This window comes from Prochlorococcus sp. MIT2304 (assembly GCF_059772405.1).
The window spans coordinates 1,740,687-1,765,560 of record NZ_CM186286.1; the positions used below are offsets into that span (position 1 = coordinate 1,740,687).

General features: G+C 39.3%; 24 protein-coding genes, 4 tRNA genes and 3 rRNA genes. 18 read left to right on the forward strand and 13 right to left on the reverse strand.

Annotation, left to right across the window (positions count from 1 at the left end; genetic code table 11):
- Nucleotides 1-4: 4 nt before the first annotated feature.
- A complete protein-coding gene (gene ctpZ, locus AC6EIY_RS09950) occupies nt 5-1,306 on the reverse strand; it encodes a carboxyl-terminal processing protease CtpZ (RefSeq protein WP_498506737.1) in 1,302 nt (433 codons plus the stop codon).
- Nucleotides 1,307-1,375: 69 nt separating this feature from the next.
- Here ctpZ and petB point away from each other — a divergent pair, with 69 nt between their 5' ends.
- Nucleotides 1,376-2,032 (forward strand): cytochrome b6, encoded by a 657-nt coding sequence (petB, locus tag AC6EIY_RS09955; protein ID WP_413389834.1) that lies wholly within the window; start codon nt 1,376-1,378, stop codon nt 2,030-2,032.
- 48 nt (nt 2,033-2,080) lie between these two features.
- Entirely contained in the window at nt 2,081-2,563 is a 483-nt protein-coding gene (gene petD, locus AC6EIY_RS09960; RefSeq protein WP_413682969.1) for a cytochrome b6-f complex subunit IV, read from the forward strand.
- Between the two features lie 6 nt (nt 2,564-2,569).
- Here petD and AC6EIY_RS09965 read toward each other — a convergent pair whose 3' ends face one another.
- The gene (locus AC6EIY_RS09965) at nt 2,570-4,012 is read right to left on the reverse strand and encodes a glycoside hydrolase 100 family protein (RefSeq protein ID WP_498506738.1); all 1,443 of its coding nucleotides are present in this window, start codon (nt 4,010-4,012) and stop codon (nt 2,570-2,572) included.
- A gap of 638 nt (nt 4,013-4,650) precedes the next feature.
- Here AC6EIY_RS09965 and AC6EIY_RS09970 point away from each other — a divergent pair.
- The 5 genes from AC6EIY_RS09970 (at nt 4,651) to rrf (ending at nt 9,846) form a co-directional block, all read left to right on the forward strand.
- Nucleotides 4,651-6,135, forward strand: a 16S ribosomal RNA gene (locus AC6EIY_RS09970).
- 166 nt (nt 6,136-6,301) lie between these two features.
- A tRNA-Ile gene (locus AC6EIY_RS09975) sits at nt 6,302-6,375 on the forward strand.
- A 9-nt stretch (nt 6,376-6,384) separates the two neighbouring features.
- A tRNA-Ala gene (locus AC6EIY_RS09980) sits at nt 6,385-6,457 on the forward strand.
- Nucleotides 6,458-6,763: 306 nt separating this feature from the next.
- Nucleotides 6,764-9,640, forward strand: a 23S ribosomal RNA gene (locus AC6EIY_RS09985).
- A gap of 89 nt (nt 9,641-9,729) precedes the next feature.
- Nucleotides 9,730-9,846 (forward strand): 5S ribosomal RNA (gene rrf, locus AC6EIY_RS09990).
- Together the 16S, 23S and 5S rRNA genes with 2 tRNA genes alongside form the textbook arrangement of a ribosomal RNA operon.
- A 48-nt stretch (nt 9,847-9,894) precedes the next feature.
- Here rrf and AC6EIY_RS09995 read toward each other — a convergent pair.
- A complete protein-coding gene (locus AC6EIY_RS09995) occupies nt 9,895-10,743 on the reverse strand; it encodes a DNA-formamidopyrimidine glycosylase (RefSeq protein WP_498506739.1) in 849 nt (282 codons plus the stop codon).
- 14 nt (nt 10,744-10,757) lie between these two features.
- Complete coding sequence (locus tag AC6EIY_RS10000; RefSeq protein WP_498506740.1) at nt 10,758-10,976, reverse strand: photosystem I reaction center subunit IV; 219 nt, start codon at nt 10,974-10,976, stop codon at nt 10,758-10,760.
- Nucleotides 10,977-11,180: 204 nt separating this feature from the next.
- Here AC6EIY_RS10000 and AC6EIY_RS10005 point away from each other — a divergent pair, with 204 nt between their 5' ends.
- Nucleotides 11,181-12,230, forward strand: coding sequence for a hypothetical protein (locus tag AC6EIY_RS10005; protein WP_498506741.1), 1,050 nt, complete (start codon nt 11,181-11,183; stop codon nt 12,228-12,230).
- 17 nt (nt 12,231-12,247) lie between these two features.
- Here the strand turns inward: AC6EIY_RS10005 and AC6EIY_RS10010 are convergent, their stop codons facing one another.
- Nucleotides 12,248-13,093: a DUF8654 domain-containing protein gene (locus tag AC6EIY_RS10010; RefSeq protein ID WP_498506742.1), complete on the reverse strand. Its 846-nt coding sequence runs from the start codon at nt 13,091-13,093 to the stop codon at nt 12,248-12,250.
- Between the two features lie 43 nt (nt 13,094-13,136).
- The gene (locus AC6EIY_RS10015) at nt 13,137-14,516 is read right to left on the reverse strand and encodes an aldehyde dehydrogenase family protein (protein WP_498506743.1); all 1,380 of its coding nucleotides are present in this window, start codon (nt 14,514-14,516) and stop codon (nt 13,137-13,139) included.
- Nucleotides 14,517-14,725: 209 nt separating this feature from the next.
- On the opposite strand from AC6EIY_RS10015, the gene AC6EIY_RS10020 reads away from it, so the two are divergent.
- Both AC6EIY_RS10020 and AC6EIY_RS10025 read left to right on the forward strand, forming a co-directional pair.
- The gene (locus tag AC6EIY_RS10020; RefSeq protein WP_498506744.1) at nt 14,726-15,049 is read left to right on the forward strand and encodes a hypothetical protein; all 324 of its coding nucleotides are present in this window, start codon (nt 14,726-14,728) and stop codon (nt 15,047-15,049) included.
- A gap of 78 nt (nt 15,050-15,127) precedes the next feature.
- Nucleotides 15,128-15,877: a TVP38/TMEM64 family protein gene (locus tag AC6EIY_RS10025; protein WP_498506745.1), complete on the forward strand. Its 750-nt coding sequence runs from the start codon at nt 15,128-15,130 to the stop codon at nt 15,875-15,877.
- Between the two features lie 63 nt (nt 15,878-15,940).
- Here AC6EIY_RS10025 and AC6EIY_RS10030 read toward each other — a convergent pair whose 3' ends face one another.
- The gene (locus AC6EIY_RS10030; RefSeq protein ID WP_498506746.1) at nt 15,941-16,105 is read right to left on the reverse strand and encodes a DUF4278 domain-containing protein; all 165 of its coding nucleotides are present in this window, start codon (nt 16,103-16,105) and stop codon (nt 15,941-15,943) included.
- Between the two features lie 1,026 nt (nt 16,106-17,131).
- On the reverse strand, nt 17,132-17,374 hold the full coding sequence (locus AC6EIY_RS10035; RefSeq protein ID WP_498506747.1) for a hypothetical protein: 243 nt from the start codon (nt 17,372-17,374) through the stop codon (nt 17,132-17,134).
- Nucleotides 17,375-17,606: 232 nt separating this feature from the next.
- Here AC6EIY_RS10035 and AC6EIY_RS10040 point away from each other — a divergent pair, with 232 nt between their 5' ends.
- Nucleotides 17,607-17,996: a DUF3804 family protein gene (locus AC6EIY_RS10040; protein ID WP_498506748.1), complete on the forward strand. Its 390-nt coding sequence runs from the start codon at nt 17,607-17,609 to the stop codon at nt 17,994-17,996.
- A gap of 32 nt (nt 17,997-18,028) precedes the next feature.
- On the opposite strand, the gene AC6EIY_RS10045 is transcribed toward AC6EIY_RS10040, so the two are convergent.
- Nucleotides 18,029-18,406, reverse strand: coding sequence for a hypothetical protein (locus AC6EIY_RS10045; protein WP_498506749.1), 378 nt, complete (start codon nt 18,404-18,406; stop codon nt 18,029-18,031).
- A gap of 174 nt (nt 18,407-18,580) precedes the next feature.
- On the opposite strand from AC6EIY_RS10045, the gene AC6EIY_RS10050 reads away from it, so the two are divergent.
- The 3 genes from AC6EIY_RS10050 to AC6EIY_RS10060 are packed head-to-tail and all read left to right on the forward strand — an operon-like array spanning nt 18,581 to nt 19,052.
- Nucleotides 18,581-18,787, forward strand: coding sequence for a CAB/ELIP/HLIP family chlorophyll-binding protein (locus tag AC6EIY_RS10050; RefSeq protein ID WP_498506750.1), 207 nt, complete (start codon nt 18,581-18,583; stop codon nt 18,785-18,787).
- A gap of 20 nt (nt 18,788-18,807) precedes the next feature.
- A complete protein-coding gene (locus AC6EIY_RS10055; RefSeq protein ID WP_011294968.1) occupies nt 18,808-18,927 on the forward strand; it encodes a high light inducible protein in 120 nt (39 codons plus the stop codon).
- On the forward strand, nt 18,927-19,052 hold the full coding sequence (locus AC6EIY_RS10060; protein ID WP_498506751.1) for a high light inducible protein: 126 nt from the start codon (nt 18,927-18,929) through the stop codon (nt 19,050-19,052). The genes AC6EIY_RS10055 and AC6EIY_RS10060 overlap by 1 nt, the downstream gene beginning before the upstream one ends.
- 294 nt (nt 19,053-19,346) lie before the next feature.
- Here the strand turns inward: AC6EIY_RS10060 and AC6EIY_RS10065 are convergent, their stop codons facing one another.
- From AC6EIY_RS10065 to AC6EIY_RS10075, 3 genes are all read right to left on the reverse strand, one after another.
- On the reverse strand, nt 19,347-19,454 hold the full coding sequence (locus tag AC6EIY_RS10065; protein WP_011125327.1) for a high light inducible protein: 108 nt from the start codon (nt 19,452-19,454) through the stop codon (nt 19,347-19,349).
- 649 nt (nt 19,455-20,103) lie between these two features.
- Nucleotides 20,104-20,175: transfer RNA gene (locus AC6EIY_RS10070), tRNA-Thr, on the reverse strand.
- An 11-nt stretch (nt 20,176-20,186) separates the two neighbouring features.
- Nucleotides 20,187-20,268, reverse strand: a tRNA-Tyr gene (locus AC6EIY_RS10075).
- Nucleotides 20,269-20,376: 108 nt separating this feature from the next.
- Here AC6EIY_RS10075 and aroQ point away from each other — a divergent pair.
- The 3 genes from aroQ to cobI are packed head-to-tail and all read left to right on the forward strand — an operon-like array spanning nt 20,377 to nt 22,199.
- Nucleotides 20,377-20,814 carry a type II 3-dehydroquinate dehydratase gene (gene aroQ, locus AC6EIY_RS10080; RefSeq protein ID WP_498506752.1) on the forward strand — a complete coding sequence of 146 codons (438 nt, stop codon included), beginning with the start codon at nt 20,377-20,379 and terminating at the stop codon, nt 20,812-20,814.
- Nucleotides 20,815-20,821: 7 nt separating this feature from the next.
- A complete protein-coding gene (locus AC6EIY_RS10085; protein WP_498506753.1) occupies nt 20,822-21,436 on the forward strand; it encodes a MiaE family protein in 615 nt (204 codons plus the stop codon).
- Nucleotides 21,437-21,470: 34 nt separating this feature from the next.
- Nucleotides 21,471-22,199 carry a precorrin-2 C(20)-methyltransferase gene (gene cobI / locus AC6EIY_RS10090; RefSeq protein ID WP_498506754.1) on the forward strand — a complete coding sequence of 243 codons (729 nt, stop codon included), beginning with the start codon at nt 21,471-21,473 and terminating at the stop codon, nt 22,197-22,199.
- Between the two features lie 6 nt (nt 22,200-22,205).
- On the opposite strand, the gene dusB is transcribed toward cobI, so the two are convergent.
- Nucleotides 22,206-23,198 carry a tRNA dihydrouridine synthase DusB gene (gene dusB, locus AC6EIY_RS10095; protein WP_498506755.1) on the reverse strand — a complete coding sequence of 331 codons (993 nt, stop codon included), beginning with the start codon at nt 23,196-23,198 and terminating at the stop codon, nt 22,206-22,208.
- Nucleotides 23,199-23,505: 307 nt separating this feature from the next.
- Between dusB and der the strand changes: the two genes are divergently transcribed.
- Nucleotides 23,506-24,870 (forward strand): ribosome biogenesis GTPase Der, encoded by a 1,365-nt coding sequence (gene der / locus AC6EIY_RS10100; protein ID WP_498506756.1) that lies wholly within the window; start codon nt 23,506-23,508, stop codon nt 24,868-24,870.
- Nucleotides 24,871-24,874 lie beyond the last annotated feature (4 nt).

A 24,874-nucleotide genomic window follows, 5' to 3' on the forward strand; every position in this document is an offset into this window, starting at 1 on the left:
AGATTTATTCGCTAGTTATTTGTTCTTCTTTTTCTTGAATTTCTTTTGATAATTTCTCTGAGACTTCTTCTTTGTCCAAAGCAGCTTGCATGATCAGCTCAGCATCTGAAAGCCACCTGTCTTCATCAGAGCCCGGGTTAAGGGGCTCAGGCATCTCCAAGAGTCGATCAGGATCTATTCCAAGATTTTGTATGTCTCTTCCGCTTGGAGTTAAATAGCTGGCAACTGTTACCGCCAAACCACTACCATCACTGAGATTACTCAAAGATTGTATTAGGCCTTTGCCAAAAGTTTTACTGCCTATAAGCTCAGATCTCTTATTATCTTGTAAGGCTCCAGCGAGAATTTCACTAGCACTTGCTGTACCCTCATTTACAAGCGTAACCATAGGTCCGTCATAAAGGGTTTCTATCCCAGAGCCGATCGGATCGTTTATTGCATCTCTCTTCTTTGTTTCAACAATAGGCATATCGCTGAGGAAATCATCTGCAACGGCAAGACCAGAACTTACAAGACCTCCGGAGTTGTTTCTCAAATCCAAAATTAGTCCGTCTATTTCTTTAAATGTCAGCTCCTCCAGTGCTTCTTTGACTTGCTCAGGCACTCCCTCGCTAAATTGTGTAATTCTTAAGTAACCAAATGTATGAGATTCATTTCTTATCCTTTTGGTTCTAACTGGTCTTAAATCAACACTTCTTCTTTCTAAAGAAATCTCTTTGATTTCATTGTCAGGTTGCTCTAATTCAACAATTACTTGAGTTCCGGTTTGCCCTCGCAATTTTGCTGCCGTTGCTTCAAGTCCCAGTTGCTTTGGAGATTGCCCATTAACTTTTTTTAAGATTGTTCCACTCGTAATGCCTGCGTCCGCGGAGGGAGAGCCTTCAAGCGGAGAAATGACAACTATTTCACCATCCTCTTTTCTCGCTCCTAATTGAAGCCCAACACCATTGATTTCACTACCTATGTTGCTTTTTTTCATTGCTTCGTAATCATCAGGCCTCAATAGGCGCGTGTAAGGGTCACCAAGAGGAAGAAGCATTGCTTCTATTGCTGCATAGGCTTGCTGAGAATTGTTTATTGGTTTTTCAAGGGCTTTTTGACGAAGTTTCTTCCATTTAATTTCATCAAATTTATTAGGTGCTAGATAACCCTCATTTACTAAATTCCAGGCTTCAATAACAAGCAGTTGTCCATCATTCAGAGCAAAAGCTGGTTTTATTAAAACTTGAAAAAAAATTCCGAAACTAATTAAAAATGCAAAAATTCTTTGCAGTGATTTAGTCAAAGATTTAACAGATGAAAACATTGGATTGATCTTTTGCGGCGACCAAGGAGCACATCGAGTAAGATATTTGGAAACACTAATCATAATTGGATGGCGAATTCTTCACCGGTTTATGACTGGTTTCAGGAACGTCTTGAGATTCAGGACATAGCTGATGATGTCACTTCAAAATACGTACCTCCACATGTCAACATTTTTTATTGCCTTGGTGGGATAACACTGGTTTGTTTTTTGATTCAGTTCGCGACTGGATTCGCGATGACCTTTTATTACAAACCCACAGTAACTGAAGCTTATAGCTCAGTGAGCTATTTGATGACAGACGTAAGTTTTGGTTGGTTGATTAGATCAGTGCATCGCTGGAGTGCCTCAATGATGGTACTGATGCTTATTCTGCATGTTTTTCGTGTTTATTTGACTGGAGGTTTCAAAAGGCCAAGAGAACTGACATGGATTACTGGTGTGGTTATGGCAGTTATAACAGTTGCTTTTGGTGTTACTGGATATTCATTGCCTTGGGATCAAGTTGGTTATTGGGCTGTGAAAATTGTTTCTGGTGTTCCAGCCGCCATACCTGTTATTGGGGACTTCATGGTTGAACTGCTAAGAGGTGGTGAAAGTGTTGGTCAGACGACTTTGACAAGGTTTTATAGCCTTCATACCTTTGTTATGCCCTGGCTACTAGCAGTTTTTATGCTCATGCATTTTCTTATGATTAGGAAACAGGGTATTTCCGGTCCTTTATAGTAAAAAAAATAATAATTTTTAATCTCTAAATCAAAATTTTCCTAAATCATGTCAACTCTTAAAAAGCCTGACTTATCAGATACGAAGTTAAGAGCGAAGCTTGCTAAAGGGATGGGTCATAATTATTACGGAGAACCAGCTTGGCCCAATGATCTTTTGTACATTTTTCCAGTAGTTATACTTGGAACCATAGCTTGTGTAGTTGGCTTGGCAGTTCTTGATCCTGCATTTCTAGGAGACAAAGCTAATCCTTTTGCAACTCCATTAGAGATTCTCCCTGAGTGGTACTTGTATCCAGTCTTTCAAATTCTACGAGTAGTCCCTAATAAATTACTTGGTATCGCCCTTCAAACATTAATACCTTTGGGCTTGATGATTCTGCCTTTTATTGAAAATATCAATAAATTTGCCAATCCTTTTAGAAGACCAGTTGCAATGTCATTGTTTCTATTTGGGACAGTTTTGACAATGTATCTAGGCATAGGAGCATGTTTACCTATTGATAAATCTTTGACTCTAGGTTTGTTTTAGAATTTTTTAATCTAAATCAAGCATCAATACGTCATCGGGTTCAGCTCTCAATAAATGATGCATTAACAAAAATCCAACAATAGTCCAAGTTTGATAAGTCCTTGATTGCTGGCCAACCCATGTGCCTGTTGGCCCATCGAAATACTCCGCCCATTTTTGTCTAGGTAGTTGATTTAATTGACTCCAATAACATTCCTCGACAAGAGCTCTCATTTGTCCCATGAGTAAAACATCTGCTTTTGGGTAACGTTTTTCATGAAGCAATATGGAGGCGCCAAAAAACCATAGGAGGCTAGGCCAATGGCCTCCATTGTGATAACTCCATGGCCAGTTTTTGGGGTCTGAACCGGTTTTGTTTTGCCATTCCTCTATGTCCATTGGTGGATGACAAATCCTCATTGGCATTTGTGCCATAAGGTGTTCACGGTTGTGTAATACCAGACGAAATAATGCTCTCTGCTGTGGTGCAGTTAATACTCCGAACATACATGCTAAGGAATTCCCCAAGCTGTAAAAACGAAAATCTGGTCTACCAGTTCTTATATTCCCAATAAGGTATCCACCCCTATTCTCAAGCCAATCTTGAAGCCATGAAGGGACTACTTGTGGCTGTACATTAAATTCATTTTGATGTTGATCTTCGCCATATTGCTCGGTTGGTCTTCTCCTTAGGACTTGCATTGTTTTGCTTGTAACCCAATAATGCTTCAAAAGAAATTGGCGAAGATCATGAACCCATTGATTTGTTAAAACAAGTCTTTGATCAAGTAATCGACTTTTTTGATGTTTCCTACTTAATTCCATTAGTTGAATGCAACTTTTTAGACATGCATGCAACAAAACCTCCACTTCAAGAGGAGCTCCCCAAACATCCATAGGTCGATCGATCATGAATGAGCAATCTGGGACGAATAAAACTGGATTGCCTTCAAAAGTTGGATGAAGAACTAAATCAAGAAGAAGTTGAATACCTCTTTGAACCTGTTGACTTGTCCCGAAACTTTGATCGCCACTTTTTCTTACATATAGCCAGCAAAGTATTGGCCACCATAAGCTGGCATCTGCAGAGGTGATTCTTCCTATTGATCTCTGCCCATAATCTGCTATTAATTTCCCTTTTTCTTCAACAAAGCTTGTTGGGAAAACGCCTCGAGTTTGATAAGTAGTACTTTGCAAATTTAGACTTACTGTCAAGAACTTCTTGACTATGTCGAATCGTTTTTGCGTTAAAAGATAGATCATGACGGGGACGTTATCCCTTAAAAAGATCTCTCCGTAATTGAGGGCATCATTTTTTGTTGGATGCTCCAAGGCCGCAACACTTCCTGCAATATCTCCAGAAATTTCAATTAAAGTTTTTTCAAAATGTTCCTTAGCTCTTGCAACAACTTTATCTTCATTTGAATTGGGACGTACCCTTTTATGCTGTTGGCTAAAACGTGCGGGCATTAAGATAATCTCTTGCCATCGCTAAAAGCTAGTTATGGCTTACTCATTTGTAATTCATAGTAAGAGGTAAAACATTTCATTTGCAACTTTGTTGCATGTAAGTACTTCTAGGGTCTACAATATTTTTCTGCGCAAAAGTTAATCTTGAGCGTACTCATTTGGCAAGAATTACGAAAGTTTTTTAGTTAAGTGGGAGTTTTACAACATTTGAAGACTAAACCCTTCTGTGCTGTAAGCTGAAAAACGGTCGAAAGATCGAAAAATGTTTTGGCTATTTTGGTCAAGACAGAACCTAGACAACTTAAAAAGTTTAGGAACTGACGCTTTTATCGCGTCTGGTTCATATTGAATCGGATGTATTGCGATAGAGGTGTGAGGTCCCGTCAAAAAGAAATTAGTTGCATAATTTTGTGGCAATTTTCAATTTGAGTTTCACGGCTCGAATCGATTTATTTGGCTACAAGAGAAAGCAACGACGGATCTGAGATCCGGGAAAGTCACGAAGATAAAACTAAGTGCACTCTTTAGAACCCTTATGAAAATAAGGTGGCAACAATCACAAATAGTACGCCAGTGCTGTTTTTGTGGGAGAAGCAAATCAGACTGAGTAAAATTAATTTTTACAATAGGGCCTGACTACAACGGAGAGTTTGATCCTGGCTCAGGATGAACGCTGGCGGCGTGCTTAACACATGCAAGTCGAACGAACCTTCGGGTTAGTGGCGGACGGGTGAGTAACGCGTGGGAATCTGCCCTCAGGAGGGGGATAACGGTTGGAAACGACCGCTAATACCCCATATGCCGAGAGGTGAAATGAATTTCGCCTGAGGATGAGCCCGCGTCTGATTAGCTTGTTGGTGAGGTAATGGCTCACCAAGGCTTCGATCAGTAGCTGGTCTGAGAGGATGATCAGCCACACTGGGACTGAGACACGGCCCAGACTCCTACGGGAGGCAGCAGTGGGGAATTTTCCGCAATGGGCGAAAGCCTGACGGAGCAACGCCGCGTGAGGGACGAAGGCCTCTGGGCTGTAAACCTCTTTTCTCAAGGAAGAAGATATGACGGTACTTGAGGAATAAGCCACGGCTAATTCCGTGCCAGCAGCCGCGGTAATACGGGAGTGGCAAGCGTTATCCGGAATTATTGGGCGTAAAGCGTCCGCAGGCGGCCTTTCAAGTCTGCTGTTAAAGCGTGGAGCTTAACTCCATCATGGCAGTGGAAACTGATTGGCTTGAGTATGGTAGGGGCAGAGGGAATTCCCGGTGTAGCGGTGAAATGCGTAGATATCGGGAAGAACACCAGTGGCGAAGGCGCTCTGCTGGGCCATTACTGACGCTCATGGACGAAAGCCAGGGGAGCGAAAGGGATTAGATACCCCTGTAGTCCTGGCCGTAAACGATGAACACTAGGTGTCGGGGGAATCGACCCCTTCGGTGTCGTAGCTAACGCGTTAAGTGTTCCGCCTGGGGAGTACGCACGCAAGTGTGAAACTCAAAGGAATTGACGGGGGCCCGCACAAGCGGTGGAGTATGTGGTTTAATTCGATGCAACGCGAAGAACCTTACCAGGGCTTGACATCCTGCGAACCTTTAAGAAATTAGAGGGTGCCTTCGGGAACGCAGTGACAGGTGGTGCATGGCTGTCGTCAGCTCGTGTCGTGAGATGTTGGGTTAAGTCCCGCAACGAGCGCAACCCACGTTTTTAGTTGCCAGCATTTAGTTGGGCACTCTAGAAAGACCGCCGGTGATAAACCGGAGGAAGGTGTGGATGACGTCAAGTCATCATGCCCCTTACGTCCTGGGCTACACACGTACTACAATGCTACGGACAAAGGGCAGCAAACTCGCGAGAGCTAGCAAATCCCATAAACCGTGGCTCAGTTCAGATCGTAGGCTGCAACTCGCCTACGTGAAGTAGGAATCGCTAGTAATCGCAGGTCAGCATACTGCGGTGAATACGTTCCCGGGCCTTGTACACACCGCCCGTCACACCATGGAAGTTGGCCACGCCCGAAGTCGTTACTTTAACCCTTGTGGAGAAGGACGCCGAAGGTGGGGCTGATGACTGGGGTGAAGTCGTAACAAGGTAGCCGTACCGGAAGGTGCGGCTGGATCACCTCCTAACAGGGAGACAATTAATAGATTGTGATGTCTAAGTGATTTATTCTTAGGCCGCAATCCTGTCACCTTAAGGTCGATCGGTACCTCAGATTACTGGATTATTTTATATTTAATTCTTTGATTTCAGTTCCTAAACTTGTCTAGGTCACACCCAACAAAGGTTTCTCCTGGGCCATTAGCTCAGGTGGTTAGAGCGCACCCCTGATAAGGGTGAGGTCCCTGGTTCAAGTCCAGGATGGCCCATTCGTTGTTGGGGGTATAGCTCAGTTGGTAGAGCGCCTGCTTTGCAAGCAGGATGTCAGCGGTTCGAGTCCGCTTACCTCCACTGAAACCTATCCTGATAACTAAATTTCCGGAGAGAACTCTTAGATGTGACTTAGAATTGTCTAACTGAAAGAACCTAGCTTCTTATCATCTATTTAAAAGTTGATAATATGCTGGGCTCCCATGGATTTATTCCGTGAGAATTCAGTAGAACCTTGAAAACTGCATAGATAAGAAAGAATAAAGCATCTCATGGATGCATTATTTTGAGTTGATTTTTTAGTGTAATAACTGAATTATCATTTCTCAAAATACATGTTTAATTCTTGAGTAATAGCTGAGCACAATTGATTTAAGATTGTATTAAGGTCAAGCTACAAAGGGCTCATGGCGGATACCTTGGCACACAGAGGCGATGAAGGACGTGGTTACCTGCGATATGTCTCGGGGAGCTGGATACACGCTTTGATCCGGGAATTTCCGAATGGGGCAACCCTTAAAACGGCCAGCTGAATATATAGGCTGGCACGAGCCAACCCAGCGAACTGAAACATCTTAGTAGCTGGAGGAAAGGAAAGTAAATAACGACTCCCTAAGTAGCGGCGAGCGAACGGGGAATAGCCCAAACCGATGGTTTCGACCATCGGGGTTGTGGGACAGAAACGTGGACCAACAAACCTAGAAGAAACGCTTGAATGGCGTGCCACAGAGGGTGAAAGCCCCGTAATCGAAAGGAGAGTTGGCTTATCTGTATCCCGAGTAGCACGGAGCACGTGGAATTCCGTGTGAATCTACGAGGACCACCTCGTAAGGCTAAGTACTCCTGTGTGACCGATAGTGAAACAGTACCGTGAGGGAAAGGTGAAAAGAACCCCGGGAGGGGAGTGAAATAGAACATGAAACCATGAGCCTACAAGCAATGGGAGCCCGACTTATCGGGTGACCGTGTGCCTGTTGAAGAATGAGCCGGCGACTTATAGGCACTGGCGGGTTAAACCGAAAATGGTGGAGCCATAGCGAAAGCGAGTCTGAATAGGGCGTTTTTGTCAGTGTTTATAGACCCGAACCCTGGTGATCTAACCATGGCCAGGATGAAGCTTGGGTGATACCAAGTGGAGGTCCCAACCGACTGACGTTGAAAAGTCACCGGATGAGCTGTGGTTAGGGGTGAAATGCCAATCGAACCAGGAGCTAGCTGGTTCTCCCCGAAATACGTTGAGGCGTAGCGTCTAGTGCTCCAGCAGGGGGGTAAAGCGACCATTTCGGTGCGGGCTGCGAGAGCGGTACCAAATCGTGATGAACTCTGAATACCCTGTGTGTAACTAGGCAGTCAGACTGTGGGGGATAAGCTCCATAGTCGAAAGGGAAACAGCCCAGACCGCCAGCTAAGGTCCCAAAATCAACACTAAGTGATAAAGGAGGTGGGATTGCCCAGACAACCAGGAGGTTTGCTTAGAAGCAGCCATCCTCAAAGGAGTGCGTAATAGCCCACTGGTCGAGCGATCCTGCGCCGAAAATGAACGGGGCTAAGTGTTGTACCGAAGCTGCGGATTTATTTATAAATGGTAGGGGAGCGTTCTATGTGGGGTGAAGCGTTAGCGTAAGCGGGCGTGGACTGCATAGAAGTGAGAATGTCGGCTTGAGTAGCGAAAACATGGGTGAGAATCCCATGCCCCGAAACCCTAAGGGTTCCTCCGGCAGGCTCGTCCGCGGAGGGTTAGTCTGGTCCTAAGGTCAGGCCGAAAGGCGTAGTCGATGGATAACAGGTCAACATTCCTGTACCAGTTATGTTTTGGGAAGGGGGACGGAGAAGGCTAGCCAATCCAGATGTTGGTTACTGGTTCAAGCGTTCGAGGCTTTGAGGAACGGAGAAAACGTTCTGAGCTAAGGCGTGAGTACGAGCTGCCACGGCAGCGAAGTTGGTGATGTCATGCTTCCAAGAAAATCCCTATACCCGTTAAGGCATAACTGCCAGTACCCGAAACCGACACAGGTGGGGTGGTAGAGAATACCGAGGGGCGCGAGATAACTCTCTCTAAGGAACTCGGCAAAATGGTCCCGTAACTTCGGGAGAAGGGATGCCAGCGCAAGCTGGTCGCAGTGAAGAGGCCCAGGCGACTGTTTACCAAAAACACAGGTCTCCGCTAAGTCGCAAGACGATGTATGGGGGCTGACACCTGCCCAGTGCCGGAAGGTTAAGGAAGCTGGTTAGCGTAAGCGAAGCTGGTGACTGAAGCCCCGGTGAACGGCGGCCGTAACTATAACGGTCCTAAGGTAGCGAAATTCCTTGTCGGGTAAGTTCCGACCCGCACGAAAGGTGTAACGATCTGGGCGCTGTCTCGGAGAGAGGCTCGGCGAAATAGAATTGTCTGTGAAGATGCGGACTACATACACCCGGACAGAAAGACCCTATGAAGCTTTACTGCAGGTTGGTATTGTTCTCGGGCTCTGAATGCGCAGGATAGGTGGGAGACATTGATGTAGTGCTTTTGGGTGCTACTGAGTCAACGGTGAGATACCACTCTTTCAGAGCTAGAGATCTAACGTTTACCCGTTATCCGGGAAACGGACAGTATCTGCTGGGCAGTTTGACTGGGGCGGTCGCCTCCTAAAAGGTAACGGAGGCGCACAAAGGTTTCCTCAGGCTGGTTGGAAATCAGTCGTCGAGTGCAAAAGCAGAAGGAAGCTTGACTGTGAGACCTACAAGTCGAACAGGGACGAAAGTCGGTTTTAGTGATCCGACGGTTCTGAGTGGAAGGGCCGTCGCTCAACGGATAAAAGTTACTCTAGGGATAACAGGCTGATCTCCCCCAAGAGTTCACATCGACGGGGAGGTTTGGCACCTCGATGTCGGCTCATCGCAACCTGGGGCTGAAGTCGGTCCCAAGGGTTGGGCTGTTCGCCCATTAAAGCGGTACGCGAGCTGGGTTCAGAACGTCGTGAGACAGTTCGGTCCATATCCGGTGTATGCGCAGGAATATTGAGAGGATTTCTCCCTAGTACGAGAGGACCGGGAGGAACGCACCTCTGGTGTACCAGTTATCGTGCCAACGGTAAACGCTGGGTAGCCATGTGCGGAGTGGATAACCGCTGAAAGCATCTAAGTGGGAAGCCCACCTCAAGATGAGTATTCCCATGGTTTAAACCAGTAAGATCACGGGAAGAACACCCGTTGATAGGCTCTACGTGGAAGTCTGGTAACAGATGCAGCGGAGGAGTACTAATAGATCGAGGGCTTGACCTTCTTTTGCTTTTATTCAAATTATTGCTTTATTCTTTCAATTTATTTTTAATAACATCTATGCAGTTTTCAGGGTTCATAAACAACACTATCCTGGTGTTCATGGCGATGTGGAACCACTCCGATCCATCTCGAACTCGGTTGTGAAACGCATCAGCGGCGACGATATTTGGGGGGTAGCCCCCTGAGAAAATAGCTCAATGCCAGGTAAAATTATTTAAAAAGGGTTCATATAAGAACCCTTTTTTGATGCTTATTTATTTTTGGCAATTAGGACACCAATGTGTGCTCCTTCCACATAGTTTCTCTCGCACTATTTTCTCTCCACATTTTTTACAATTTTTACCACCTCTTCTGTATACCAAGGCTTGCCCACCATATTTTCCATTTTTTCCGTCTAAATCTCGAAAATCACTAAAAGTTGTTCCTCCTTCTCCAATACTTATATTTAAAATTTTGACAAGACTTTTACAAAGCCTTTTTAATTCAGAGCTTTTTAAATTTCTACTTTCAGTCTTTGGATTAATACATGCGTCAAATAATGCCTCATCTGCATATATATTCCCAACACCAGCGACAGTCTCTTGATCTAACAATGATGATTTAATTGAACGAGTTCTTTTCTTCAAATGTTTTTCTAAATAACTACTATTAAAAGCTTCACTAAATGGTTCTGGGCCTAATCTTTTAATTCCAGAAACAATTTCTGATACCGACTTTGACGAAGGAACGTACCACATCTGTCCAAAATTTCTGATATCTATAAACCGAAGTTCTTTACCGTGCTTTTCTAAAAACCTAACTCTGGTATGAGAACAAGGGTTTATATGTTTTTCAAGTAATATAAATTGACCTGTCATTCTAAGATGAACGACTAAAAAACCTTTGCTTATTTTATTTTGTGATAGCAGAGATCCTATTAAATATTTTCCTCTTCTTTCCCAATTACCTAAATAACTATTTTTAATATTCTCAATAAAGGTTCTAGATCCTCCAATACTTGCAATTGAACGTTCTTTTAATACTTCTATTTTTTGAATATAAAAATTTTTTAGAAGTTTCTCAAGTCCCTTTCTAACTGTCTCAACTTCAGGTAATTCTGGCAAAAGTAATAATACTGCTAACTTGCAGCAGGTTCTAATTCTTTTACTGAAAATTGGCTGGTGTTGGCCCCGCCATCAACACCACTAAAAGCTTTGAAATCACATTTTTCGAATTTGACAGTAACTGGGTATCTCATCGCTGGAGATTTGTCGATAGAGACAATTTCTCCAATTTGATTGAACCAGTATGATTCTTGACGCAAGATGCGCACCTTATCTTTTCTTGCAAAGCTCATCTGCTTCCCTAAGTTGATTTTATAATAATATTATCTATCAAAACAGGAAAGATTTGTGGATGTGTCACAGACTGTCGCTGCTATTCTGAAAAAAATAGATCGCTATTAAAGATTTTTACTTTCAGATAAAAATAATTCATATTGATTTTCGGGCGAATTTTCAATTAGCTTTGAAATATTAACCTTCTAACGATTTTATTTTTTGTGATATCACAGCCATCTTTAGACCCATCTTCTATAACGTTTGATTTGCCTGATCCTGATCAAGATGATTTAAGTAATATTGACTTCATTGAGAGATTAGAAAATGCATGGTCTATATGCGAACAGTTTGATTTGCAAACTGAAATTTGGCGAGGAAGGATTTTACGTGTTGTTAGAGATAGAGAAAAGAGAGGCGGTGATGGAAGAGGTACAGGTTTTTTGCAGTGGTTAAGAGAGATGGAAATTAGTAAAAGCAAAGCATATTCCCTTATTCAATTAGCGGATTCCTCAGATAATCTTGTGGGTGATGGAATTCTTGAAGAATCAAGTGTAAATAATTTTTCTAAAAGAGCTTTTATTGAAACTGCACAAGCTGCCCCTGAGATTCAATATATGGTTTCTGAAGCTGCCAATGAAGGAAAGGACATAACCAGAAGACAAGTAAAGAGTCTTACTGACGAATTTATGGCCGCAACCAGTTCTCTTTTGCCTGTTGAAATTAGAGAAAAAACACAATCAAATCTTTTACCAGCCAAGTTTGTTGCTCCATTGGTAAGAGAATTATCTAAGTTATCGCCTATTCAGCAAGAAGAGATATGTGAAACTTTACGAGAAAATCCTGAAATTGATTCAGTCAAAGATATGACTAATACTGCTAAATGGATCGGCAAGTCTTTAGATGCTTCTATAGCTTTAAGAGCTTTTCAAAATAAAGATTTAAATTTAGATAAAGCCACTCAAGAAGCGCTCAGGTTGGATTCTTTAGGATTGCTTTCAGATGCTTTTGGACAGGCAAAAACTATAGAGAGTTCTATCTTGAAGTTTCACTCTGCTTGGAAAAGATTAGAGAGTTTGCAAGAGAGATTATGGGTCGAGTCTGGCAGTAGCACTCCTTATTTAAGAGAGCTTTTAGATACACTTCAAACTCTGACTGGTTCAACTATAAGAGTTTCTCTTGGAGAACTTTCTGGGGGGAAAAGGTTGAGATTGCAACTTGTTGAAGAAGACTCTGAAAGATTGGATCCTCCCTCTCTTGAAATGAATAAATAATTTATATTCTAAAAATTTTAAGTACAAAAATCATTGATTAATTTAAATTCAAAGTCGGTCTCAGGAAAATACCAGCTTGTCCAGTAAGAATTATTTAATGTATTATTTAATGTTCTTTTTTTGCAGTTAAGAGCCAAGTAAAAAGATTTATTCTTTTTTGTTTTTGCTAGAGCAATATAATTACCGTCAAGATATGTCCAGTCTGCCCAATTGATGGTTAATGAGCCATATTTTAGCCATTTAGAAGATTTGTTTTTTCTTAGTTTCAATTTTGTGTTCGAATTGACTTTTGAAGTATTTTTCAATTTGTTCAAAATATTAATTTCTTCTATTGGGACTTGGTGTATCTTCGCAATAGATGAAAGATCCTCTGATTTAGAAGTTTGATGGTAAAAAACCTTTTTACTTGCTAATTTGATACTTTTATCATTAATTACTTTTCTATAGTTTGCTCCCTTGGGAAGTATGATAATTTGACCTAGTGCGAGGAAAGAATTATTTCCTAAATTATTAATAGAAATAAGATCTTTTAAATTTGCATTATATTCTCTTGCTATTTTATAAAGAGTATCTCCTTCAACAACTTCATGAACAAGGTTACCAACTTTTATATCTTTATCATTATTATTTAAAGGTATTACTATCGCTTTACCTGCTATTATTTTGGTTGCATCATTGAAATTATTTTTATACATTAGCTCTTTCAAGGACACTCCATATCGCTTAGATATCTTTAAGAGTGTGTCGTCACTTTTAGCGATAATTTTTGTTTCTGCGTTAACATGTATAGCAAATATTGATAAGAATAAAACAATACTACTAAGATAAAATAGATTAACAATTGTTTTTATCTTTGTGATCATTTCTATCGCAATTAATAATCCAGCTCATAGATTTAGACTAATTTTAACCTATTAACTTATTTAGTAAAGATAAATCCAGCTTGTAGGGAGGATATCTGAAATTAAGATCTAGCCAAAAAGGTCTTTTTAGGACTGATTTGTAATGAGTAAAGTTATCAAAACCTGCTTTCCCGTGGTATTTCCCCATTCCACTTGAACCGACACCTCCGAATGGTAGTTCTGGTATTCCTGCTTGTAAGACGACATCATTAAAGCAAACACCTCCGGAAGAGGTCATTGCAAGTATTTTCCCTTGCTCGTTGCTACCCCCTCCAAAAAGATAGAGAGCAAGTGGTTTAGGCAAAAACTTAAACTCTTTAATAGCCTCGTCGAGATTTTTAATAGGCAAGATAGGTAGCAATGGTCCAAAAAGTTCTTCCTTCATTAGTGGATCATTTCTATTCTCGATTTTGATAAGAGTAGGGCTAATCCTTCTATCTATTTCATTAGTATCTCCTCCATAGATTATCTGGCCATTCTTTTTTGATTCTTTTAGTAAATTATTAAGTCTATCAAAATGGTGTTTATTTATTATTCTCCCTAGATGTTTTGAATCTAGGGGAGTAGTTCCATAAAAATTATTAATCGAATTTTTTAAATTAGAAATTAAAGAATCAACAAGCTTATGTTCAACTAGTAAATGATCCGGTGCAATACATGTTTGACCGGCATTGAGACTTTTCCCCCATATGACCCTATTTGCAGTTACTTCAAGATTTGCACCATTAATAACAATAGCTGGGCTTTTGCCTCCAAGCTCTAAAGTTACTGGAGTAAGATTTTTTGAAGCCGCTTCCATTACTTTTTTCCCAATGTTTTCTCCACCTGTAAAAAAGATATGATCAAATTTTTGAGCTATTAAATCAGCAGCAGTACTTCCATCGCCTTCAACAACTTGAGCGATCTGAGGAGGAAAATACTTTTCTATAAGATTTTTTATTAGATTTGAGACATTAGGTGCATGTTCTGAGGGCTTTAAAACAGCAGTATTACCTGCTGCTAATGCTCCCACTAACGGCTGAAGGGTAAGAGAAAAAGGATAATTCCAAGGACCAATTATCAGAATGCAGCCCAACGGATCTGGCTGAACAAGTGCTTGAGCAGGCCGTAAAGATACAGGGACATTGATTTTTTTCGCCTTCATCCAGCTGGATAAATTTTTCTGTGCCAATTTTATTTCTTGTTTGACAGCAATAATTTCAAAGAAACCTTCTGTAGGAGGCTTCCCTAAATCCTGATATAAAGCGTTTAATATTTCTTGTTGATGATTTTCTAATAAATTTGACAAGACTTGAAGCTGTTTCCTTCGCCATTTCTCACTTCTTGTAATGCCGGATAAAACTATTTCTTGTAGCTGATTAAGTAAGAAATTTTTTGATGACATTGAACCCCAAGAATTTTATTTCTTCTAACAAAATAAATCATTAATTGAGGGTTATGTTTTATGAAGATAGTACCTAGGTACCTTAGAAGGCGTTTGACATTTTTGTTCTTACAATGCTCAATACTGTTTTGTGATGATTAATTGGATTAGTAATGAAATCTATGAAAGGTGCTAATCAGTATTTTTTTTAAAAGAGAAAGGAAAGAACTTTGAGTATTATCTACGAGTTACTTTTGTATGATGTTGACAATAAAATATTTATCCTTAGTAAAGAAAGATTGATTTATCATTTGTTTGTTATCTTTGCATTCTCTTTGGCTTTTATAGGTGTTGCCGAAGTGATGTACTGGTCATATAAGAAAGATTATCTTCGGGCGAAAGCTAAATATCTCCGAGAATTAATAGATCAAAAAAATGATTTAACTAGCATAAATGAACCTTTTTATACATGTGTATATGAGAAATGGAACTCTGGAGAAATGCCTCTAAAAGAGGCAAATACACTTTGCAGCCTTAAGTTTGAGCAGAATTAGTAATTTTTATAGAAAGTTTTTAGAAATTCCATACTATAATTTGAAGATAAATTTTGATACTGGTTGAGAAAATATTTTATGGATAATAAGTCAATAAGTAGTAAATATTTTAGGTATGCAATACTAATTTTTGTTGTTATTACTTTAATCATTACTCTTGTTCGTTTTGATGTTAATACTATTAGTAATTTATTTTATAATATTGTTGATAGTTTGAATACGAATAGCTTTTTTAGTTTAATATTAATATGCTTATTGTTTATATTAAGATCCATAAGTATTGTTATCCCAGTTTTACCTGGAACAATATTTTCAGTTGCTGCAGGTTTTCAGTTTGGCTTTACCCAAGGATTAGTTATTATATTTTTTGCTGATTTTGTATCATGTTCGACATCATTTTTATTGTCTAGAAAATTAGGGAGAAATTTTATTGGCAGGTTGCTTGGCTCAAAGCAAATGAGACGAGTCGAAAGTATTAGCCAATATTATCTTGAAAATAATTATTTCCTTATGACTGCGCTTTTGATGTCTGGTTTCTTTGATTTTGTTTGTTATGCAATAGGACTAACAAAAATATCTTGGAGGAGGTTTATGCCTGCTCTCATTTTTAGTATAATAATTTCAGATTCCCCTTTTGTCGCTAGTGGTTTTGCAGCAAGAAAAATTAAGGATATAGGTTTAAAAAATTTCTTACAAAAAATATTAAACGGTGAAATAAATATGATTTCAGGAAATTATCTTTTGCTATTTATAATATCATTTTTTATCATTTTTACCTTGGCTATGATAAATATTTATTTGAATAAAAGATCCAAGATTATTAAGTGACTTCATTGTTTTACAAAAAAAAGCCCTTAAATTCAAGGGCTTTTTTAAATGGAGAAATCGTGGCTAGCTTTGGTAAGATTTACCACGATAAGTAAGTTGTACATGCTGCCTTTCAGCAACTGCCTTTTCGTGGTTGTACTTAAGGCCTCTGTAGGTTAAAGACATTTCTTGCTCCGAAATATGCTTAAGTCCCCGTTCCTTGGCTTGTGTCAAACTGCGGCTCATCATTAGATAAGGTGAATGTTTTCTGTAGTGAATGCTACTTAATTATCTTAAACAAGAGATTCTCTTATTGGTGTTCAACTTGTTACGTAAAGCTTACTGTCTTTGCGATGTAAGCGATTTTTGATATCTTTTGTTATTTAGTAACTTATCTATAGACTTGAAAAATTATTTTTGATTTCATGTATTTAATCTAAGTGTAATTATGCACTAGAGGAGGAGAGGAGGTTGCCCTAAGGAAATCAAAAGGAAAGAAAACCATAGGAATAAATATGAGTCAGTATCAGATCGATTAGATTTGAGGAGCTGTCTAGCCAATATGAATTTAATAGATTCCTTTTAATCAGAACCAAGTGCTCGTGATATGAAAATTCTGTTGCCTTTTTGCTTGAATTGAACCATCAGAAGCAATTCAACAGCATAAAATTCTTAAATAATCGGTCAATCTATCTGCTGATTAATTTTTTTTCACCTCTTTAATTAATTTATTTTATGTCTTTTTCGCGTGTAACTTGAATTTATATTAGGTTTGAAAAAATAGGTCGAAATTTTGTCAATAAAGAATTGAAGAGGTGAAGTGGTAAGAATAAGTCCTCACTAAGAATTCGAATATTTTTAAGAGAATATTTCTGTTCCCAGCAATTTAGTGCAATATGGTTTAGAAAGTATTAACAGAACAACTCCTCACACATAGTTCTGTGCGAAAAAAGCATCCTCTCAGTGAGCAGGATGCTTTTTTAGTGACTGAATGCATGTGCCAATTTTTAAACTCGCCTGCAAAGAGTTTTTCCCTAGTTTTATTTCTATTAAATTTAAAAAGTGAGGAGTTGAGATCCTCTGCAGTGGAAACAAGGAAACACTTGCGACAGATCTTCAAAAAAACCGCCATGTTAAAACTGGCGGTTTTTTGTTTTTTATTTGATTCTACCTTTAAGTCTCTTTGGGATGTTGCCATGCCTAACTACTTACAACATGGAAACAATTAGTGAGGTAAAAATAATATTTTTTGCCTCACTAATTGATTTTGAGAAATCACAAAGATATTTTGACGTTGCTTAAACAGGTTTTTTTTCTGATGTTTGCGTAATCTAAATTTGTTAGGAGTGAAATAAGAGTTCTAACACTCTCACTCCAGTAACTAGAAGTGAGAAAGTCAAAAGTGGAAAGTTCTGTTGGATTCTGAAGTGCTGAACATAAAGATGGGCCGGGTAGATTTGAACCATCGTAGGCGTAGCCAGCGGATTTACAGTCTGCCCGCATTAACCACTCGGTCACCGACCCGATTTCTTTCCACTCAGCGAGGCATCTTTGCTTGACGCCAATCGAATATATATCCGATAAGAACACTTGCCAAATCTTTTTTAGGGAGCGCTGTGATCTGTTGTTTGTCCATTTTTTATTGAGTTTTATCCACTTATAAATTCATTTCCTTTTTATTCAAATACATTAAATGACACATCCAAATTATCCGAATTGTGAGATGCTCTAGCGAAATATATTAAGAACATTGTCTTCTGATTCAAAGCAACTAGAAGCACTTATTCATGGCTTTACGGATAGGGCTCAAAACAAGACATTTTTACCGGCTAACACTACAAATGATTTCTTGGCTATCAGGCCAAGTGGTAACCCCATAACCGCAGAGGCTCTTGCAGGTATGTATGAAAGTGCGGATTTGGTTATTGAACTCTCCGAATTAGTAAAGATTCATCGGCTAGAGGCTAATTCTTATTGGGGCTTTGCTGCATTCACCTTGAAAGAAGCATTTAGCTACAAAGGAGAGCGAAACAATGATTTATCTACTTATTCATTAATTTTCAAAAAAATTGATGGCGTATGGAAAATTTCATGGATGCAAAGATCTCAAGGAACTACTGATCTTTCAACGTGGGACTGACTAATACAACAACTCTTGAAAGTGATATAGCTTTACTTATTAAATTTTAGAAGCTGTTTAATGACGACTTTAATACTAGAAATCCATCTCCCAGCTCGTGAAGAAGATGTGAGGGATTTAGTTAAAAGTTCTATTTGTTCTTGTCTCTCTTTGTATTTGATTTCCAGTACGTTTTTTGCAATAACAAGTCTTTGAGTTTGAGTTGGGCAATCATTTTCTTTATTCCAATTATCGATATTTGCTTCTAATTCATATATGTCCATAGTTCTGTACTTGCTGATAAGTATTTGTAAATTATCAGGATCGGAACTCATGAAAAATGAATAATTTGGTGTGGACTTAATATCCAAAATATAGCCTGCAATCAAAATATTAAGGGTGGGTAAACTCACTCGATTTGTGTTGTTCATACTTATGAGGATTATCAGTGGATCTAATCATTGGATCAATATCTCTCTAATAAGTTGCTGAATTTAGTGTTTGAGGTTTAAAGCTATTAAGTATTAGAAGAAGCCGTACCTGACCGTATCTACCCCTTAGAAAATTCATACTTTACATTACTTCACATCAAAGCAATTCCAGTAATGACATCTTCATCTTCATCTCAGGTAATCACTGAGTATGGCAAGCAAAACATCTTTGCTCGTGAAACACAGCCTCAACTTGTAGAGGATTACACCAGCTACCCAGAAGAAGCAGAAAAGACAAATGGCCGTTGGGCAATGATCGGGATGATCAGTCTTTTAGGTGCTTATTTCACAACAGGTCAAATCATTCCTGGAATTTTCTAAACCAATAACTACTCATAACAATGCAACCATCTAACAAAACAATTCTAGAAAGAAGCATCGGTAGACCAGCCATGATGGCATTCGTTCTACTAACAGGTATTTACCTAACAACCGGTCAACTTATTCCAGGTGTCGTTTAATGAATAAGGAAACTAGCTACTGGAAAACAGCAGAGCAAATGAATGGTCGTCTAGCGATGATGGGTTTCTTTGCAGCAGTCATTAACTACGGAATAACAGGCTGGATCGTTCCAGGAATTGTTTGATTTTGAATATAAAAATCTGATCTGAAAGGCCTCTTCTATGTCATTACATTTGGGGCCTTTTTAGTTGCCTGTTCTCTAAATACTGAATATGAAATTTTTTGCATAAAGACCATGAAAAATCATATAAACCCTATTAAGCACATGGCTACAAGTAAGTAGATGTAATAAATTTATTTTGGTTGAGCAAGGAACGTAAAAAAAAAGTTCTTAACCAGACCGTCAAGAACTTTTGTTAGATCTTTTCAATAAATTTTGAAAAAATTGTTGATAAGGCTTAAATGGATTGAGTTCCATTCAAAAAATGCCAGGAATGATTTGCCCGGTTGTTGCGTAAGCGCCAAAGGCTGCAACGAAACCAAGCATCGCGGCCCAACCGTTAAACTTTTCTGCTTCAGGAGTCATAACGAAAAACATAAATATAAAAAAAATATAAAGAAAAATTGTCGATACTGTGGGTTTTTGCTCAGGTGATCTAATTATGAATATTGATGTGAGCTATGAGAAAAACTTATTATTTATCCGCGTGATCAAATCGCGCTGAATAGCGAGTAAATTTAAAAGAGTTTTTATAATAAGGATTCTGGCTGGTTAATGAAAAACCGTGGCTCTCTGCCTCTTTTTTGCTAGTAGAGCAACGTTTGCTCTGATGTTTTCATCACAAGTGTGTCCTCCTTTACGTCTTTAGCTCGGTTTCTTTCTCTCTAATGTGAGCATTTTAAATCTTAGGATCTAGCTCTAAAGACTTCGACTTAAAGCAAAGATGATATGTATATGCGTCTAATATAAAGTTCATCTGCGTTAGAAGTGCTGCTATAACTACTTAAATCTTATTAATTCTAGCCTAGCAAGCTCTCTTTAGGTCTTATTTATGAAGATTTGAGTGTAAGAAAAAACCGAGTGAAATCATTTGTATGATTAGGTATATCGCCATAAAGCAAAAAGAGCTTTTGGCTCTAATCTCTGCTCTAATTGATTTATTTTTGTGATTTTAGAAGTTTTTTAGCAATCTTTAGTGCCTTAGATTGCTTGCCCTAACTGCGGTTGAGGGCAGTGCCCTCGTCGGGACTTGAACCCGAGACCTCTCCCTTACCAAGGGAGTGCTCTACCGCTGAGCTACAAGGGCTTGTGGAGAGATGGGCCGGGTTGGATTTGAACCAACGTAGGCGTAGCCAGCGGATTTACAGTCCGCCCCCATTAACCACTCGGGCACCGACCCGATCCACTTAATGAGATTAACAGTAAACGGTGCCACTTTCCTTGGATTTGTTGGTCCAATTAGGTTGGAATCGATACGATCATACAAAATGTTTAATTTGTCAGGAATATGGATCTTTTGCTAATTAATGGACCGAACTTGAATCTTGTTGGGAAAAGGGAGCCCACTATCTATGGCACGCAAACGCTAGAAGATATTCAAGATGAATTATTAACTTTAGCAAGCGAGCTTGACGCAGAGCTTAAATTTTTTCAAAGTAATTCAGAAGGCGAGATGATTGATTGCATTCACAACAGTGCTGGTTCTGTTGACGGAATATTGATTAATGCAGGTGCTTATACACACACCTCCATAGCTTTAAGGGATGCTTTGTTGGGAGTTGCTATTCCCTATGTGGAGGTACATCTAAGTAACATTTATGCTAGGGAAGAATTTCGCCACAAATCATTTCTTTCAGATAAAGCATTGGGTTTAGTTTGTGGCTTTGGAGTAAATAGTTATCAACTTGCATTGAAAGGGATAGTTTCTTACTTAAAGAGAGTCTGAGGAACCTATGGATAAGTCAAAATCCCAAGTCGTTGGGCAGTCAAATATTCGCTGCCTAATAAATAAAACTAATGAAGATTGGATAAATCTTGCAATTACTAATCCATTAGAAATACTTTTGGATCATGCACATTGTGAGCGAAAGGCGGCTGGAGTGGCTCTTCAACTCATGTTTCGTTATGTGAGTGAACCTGGCCTTTCAGAGATTCTAAGCCCATTAGCACGAGAGGAACTTGAGCATTTTGAGAGAGTTTTATCAATTTTGAATGCGCGAGGGAAAAAACTTCAAAAATTAGAATCTCCTCCATATGCTGCGATTTTGGCAAAAAACATTCGCAAAGATGAACCTTTACGAATGTTGGATAGCTTTCTGGTAGCGGGTCTTATTGAGGCTAGGAGTCATGAAAGAATGAAGTTGTTATCTATACATTCTCCTGATATCGAACTTAGGAATCTATACGCCGACTTACTAAAGAGCGAAGCCAGGCATTTTGGGATTTATTGGAAGTTGGCAGATGAACGTTTTGAGAGGAATACTATTAATTTTAGGTTGAAAGAATTGGCTAAGGTTGAATCTGATGCGCTGATTAAAACGCATCATGAGCCAAGAATGCATAGTTAATTATTTTTTAAGTAGATAGAAGTCCCCCAATTAAATGAAAGTTTTAACTATTGCGGGTGTAGGCCCAGGAGATCCCTCTTTATTGACTCTGGCAGCGGTAGATGCAATTCGACACTCAACAGTTGTTTCTTATCCTGTCTCTAGTAAAGGAGGAGAAAGTCTTGCGGAAAAAATTGCTTCAAAATGGATAAGCAAAGATCAAAAAAAAATTCCTTTACATTTTCCTATGGTTAAAGATCAGAGCATATTAAAAAACGCATGGAGAGTTGCCGGGAATGAGTTAATAAGGATGGTCGAGAAGGGTGAAAGAGTCGTTTTCCTTGCTCAAGGAGATATTTCGATTTTTTCAACAGGCTCTTATCTTTCAAAGGTGATAGAAAAATATCATCCAGATTGTCTCGTTAAATTAATTCCAGGTGTTACATCTTTTTCGGCAGCTGCTGCGAAAAGTAAATTACCACTTGCTTTTCAAGAGGAACAGTTGCTTGTAGCACCTGTCCCGGACTCGCATAACGAGCTAAAGGTTATTCTTTCTGATGCAGCTCTGATGAAAAGGGTGGTTGTGTTGCTCAAGCTTGGTAAAAAATGGAAATGGGTCAAACCTTTGCTTGAAGAACTCGATCTAATAGAAAGATCTGTATTCGCAGAACGAATAGGATTCTCAGATCAACAAATTATTAGAGCATCTGATCTGTCCATAGGTGCTAGACCATATTTTTCGATGCTATTGATTCGACAAAGTTGGCCTTTGATTATGCCCTGAAATGTTTTAGTTGAATTTAATCAGCTCATCTTCGAGTAGCTTTATAGCTTCATTTGGAGAGCTTGCTCTAACTAATTTTTGGCGTAGCGTAGAGGCGCCTTGAAAACCTCTACAAGTCCAATTCATATGTTTTCTAGCAATCAAAAGTCCATGATTACCTTTTTTTAAAATAAGTAATTTGAGATGTTCGAGGGATAAGCTGATTTTCATCTTTGCGTCAGGTGGTATGAAAGTTTTTTGATTTTTGATTTCCGCATCAATTTGTCCAACCAGCCACGGAGCTCCCATGCTTGCCCTCCCTATCATTACCCCATCGGCATTCGTAATCTTTAAACATTCGATGGCATCACGAGAATTTTTAATGTCACCATTTGCAATGACAGGGATATCTAATGATTTTTTTATTTTTGAAATAGCTTCCCAATTTGCATTCCCAGAAAATCCTTGCTTCCTCGTTCGGCCATGAACAGTTATTAGTTGTGCCCCAGCTTCCTGTAGCCCTAAAGCAAAAGATACTGGATCATTGGTGGTTTCATCCCAACCCAACCTAATCTTTACTGTTAATGGAATTGATATTGCCTTGGAAACCTTTTTGACGATCAATTGAGCAAGTTCTGGTTCTTTTAATAGAGCACTTCCGCCCCCTTTCCGTGCAATTTTTTTTACTGGGCAACCCATATTTATATCTATAAGGAATGCGCCCGATGACTCGGCTTTGATAGCAGCGTCTATCATTGAATCTGGCCGATGGTCAAAGAGTTGAACCCCAATTGGTCCACTCTCCTCTGAAAGCTCAATTACTTTTTCTTCCCCATGACCTAGCTCAAGACTTTTAGCATTCACCATTTCTGTAAAAAGTAAAGCTTTTGGAGACCATCTACGAACAAACTTTCTGAATATTTGATCGCTTACACCTGCCAGTGGGGATTGAATAACTGGACAGTTTAAAGATCTAGAAGTTCCATTCCCTGATAACAAAATCGGAGATAACACTTTCATTTCTAAAGTGGATTTGAATTTTTATTTGTCATTAAAAAAAGAAAAAGTTTGATTTGTTTTTTGGTTTCAAAAATGCTTAATGATGCTTTTAAGGAAATGGCACTCTTAGAGATGCTATCAAAATCAGAAGTATTGCGATTAAGGATAGTTTGGTCGTGAATGAATCCTTTTTTGATTAATCTTTTGGGTCAGTTTTATTTCTAAACCTCATTTTCTAATATAACTCTTTGCTCAGGCTTGTAGTATGAAGAATTAATCTTGATTTTGGCCTATAAAGGTTACATAATCTTCTGAAAGGTAGAGAATTTTGCCGCAGCCAATAGTCGCAATAATTGGACGCCCAAATGTTGGGAAATCTACATTGGTGAATCGCTTATGTCAGAGCAGGGAGGCCATTGTTCATGATGAACCAGGGGTAACTAGAGATCGAACTTATCAAGATGCATTTTGGAGGGATAGAGATTTTAAAGTTGTAGATACTGGGGGTTTAGTTTTTGATGACGATACTGAGTTCCTTCCTGAAATAAGAGAGCAAGCTAATCTTGCGCTTGAAGAAGCCGTCGTTGCATTAGTAATTGTTGATGGCCAAGAGGGGGTTACTGCAGCTGATGAATCGATTGCTGAATTTTTGAGGTCTCATTCTTGTAAAACACTCGTTGTGGTTAACAAATGTGAATCACCCGAACAAGGGTTAGCAATGGCAGCAGAATTTTGGAAGCTTGGTCTCGGTGAGCCATATCCAATTTCTGCCATACATGGAGTAGGGACCGGAGATTTGCTTGATCATGTGGTTACGTTGTTCCCCTCTAAAGATTTAGATGAAGTCGATGATTCTCTTGTTCAATTAGCAATCATTGGCCGACCAAATGTTGGAAAGTCAAGTCTTCTTAATTCTATTTGTGGAGAAACAAGAGCAATTGTTAGTTCGATTAGGGGCACGACTCGAGATACGATTGATACTCGAATAACTCATCAAGGTAAACAATGGAAATTAGTTGATACGGCGGGAATCCGTAGACGTAGAAGTGTTAACTATGGTCCAGAGTTCTTCGGCATTAACCGGAGTTTTAAGGCGATAGAAAGAAGTGATGTTTGTGTATTGGTTATTGATGCTTTGGATGGCGTGACAGAACAAGATCAAAGACTTGCAGGTAAAATTGAGCAGAAAGGAAGAGCATGTGTAATTGTCGTAAACAAATGGGATGCTGTTGAAAAAGATAGTCACACAATGTCTGCAATGGAAAAAGAAATACGTTCGAAATTATATTTCCTCGATTGGGCCGAGATGATTTTTACATCTGCACTTACGGGACAAAGAGTTGAAGGCATTTTTGCATTAGCTACTTTGGCAGTTGATCAGAATAGAAGAAGGGTTAGTACATCAGTTGTTAATGAGGTTCTAATTGAGGCTTTGAAATGGAGAAGTCCCCCTACCACAAGAGGCGGAAAACAAGGGCGTCTTTATTACGGTACTCAAGTAGCTATTAATCCTCCAAGCTTTACTCTTTTTGTGAATGAAGCTAAATTGTTTGGGGAAACCTATCGAAGATATATTGAGAGACAAGTTAGAGAGGGCCTTGGGTTTGAAGGGACTCCTATAAAATTGTTTTGGAGAGGGAAGCAGCAACGCGATGTCGAAAAAGACTTGGCACGCGAACAGAAAGGGGTCTGAAATT

Bases quoted from the DNA above. Each gene is read 5' to 3' on its own strand.
- AC6EIY_RS09965 (WP_498506738.1), bottom strand. From the start codon at position 4,012: ATGCCCGCACGTTTTAGCCAACAGCATAAAAGGGTACGTCCCAATTCA.
- AC6EIY_RS10030 (WP_498506746.1), bottom strand. From the start codon at position 16,105: ATGATGAGCCGCAGTTTGACACAAGCCAAGGAACGGGGACTTAAGCAT.
- AC6EIY_RS10010 (WP_498506742.1), bottom strand. From the start codon at position 13,093: ATGATCACAAAGATAAAAACAATTGTTAATCTATTTTATCTTAGTAGT.
- aroQ (WP_498506752.1), top strand. From the start codon at position 20,377: ATGGATCTTTTGCTAATTAATGGACCGAACTTGAATCTTGTTGGGAAA.
- AC6EIY_RS10015 (WP_498506743.1), bottom strand. From the start codon at position 14,516: ATGTCATCAAAAAATTTCTTACTTAATCAGCTACAAGAAATAGTTTTA.
- AC6EIY_RS10045 (WP_498506749.1), bottom strand. From the start codon at position 18,406: ATGAACAACACAAATCGAGTGAGTTTACCCACCCTTAATATTTTGATT.
- AC6EIY_RS10065 (WP_011125327.1), bottom strand. From the start codon at position 19,454: ATGACTCCTGAAGCAGAAAAGTTTAACGGTTGGGCCGCGATGCTTGGT.
- cobI (WP_498506754.1), top strand. From the start codon at position 21,471: ATGAAAGTTTTAACTATTGCGGGTGTAGGCCCAGGAGATCCCTCTTTA.
- AC6EIY_RS10050 (WP_498506750.1), top strand. From the start codon at position 18,581: ATGACATCTTCATCTTCATCTCAGGTAATCACTGAGTATGGCAAGCAA.
- dusB (WP_498506755.1), bottom strand. From the start codon at position 23,198: ATGAAAGTGTTATCTCCGATTTTGTTATCAGGGAATGGAACTTCTAGA.
- AC6EIY_RS10060 (WP_498506751.1), top strand. From the start codon at position 18,927: ATGAATAAGGAAACTAGCTACTGGAAAACAGCAGAGCAAATGAATGGT.
- ctpZ (WP_498506737.1), bottom strand. From the start codon at position 1,306: ATGTTTTCATCTGTTAAATCTTTGACTAAATCACTGCAAAGAATTTTT.
- AC6EIY_RS10000 (WP_498506740.1), bottom strand. From the start codon at position 10,976: ATGAGCTTTGCAAGAAAAGATAAGGTGCGCATCTTGCGTCAAGAATCA.
- AC6EIY_RS10085 (WP_498506753.1), top strand. From the start codon at position 20,822: ATGGATAAGTCAAAATCCCAAGTCGTTGGGCAGTCAAATATTCGCTGC.
- AC6EIY_RS10025 (WP_498506745.1), top strand. From the start codon at position 15,128: ATGGATAATAAGTCAATAAGTAGTAAATATTTTAGGTATGCAATACTA.
- petB (WP_413389834.1), top strand. From the start codon at position 1,376: ATGGCGAATTCTTCACCGGTTTATGACTGGTTTCAGGAACGTCTTGAG.
- petD (WP_413682969.1), top strand. From the start codon at position 2,081: ATGTCAACTCTTAAAAAGCCTGACTTATCAGATACGAAGTTAAGAGCG.
- AC6EIY_RS10055 (WP_011294968.1), top strand. From the start codon at position 18,808: ATGCAACCATCTAACAAAACAATTCTAGAAAGAAGCATCGGTAGACCA.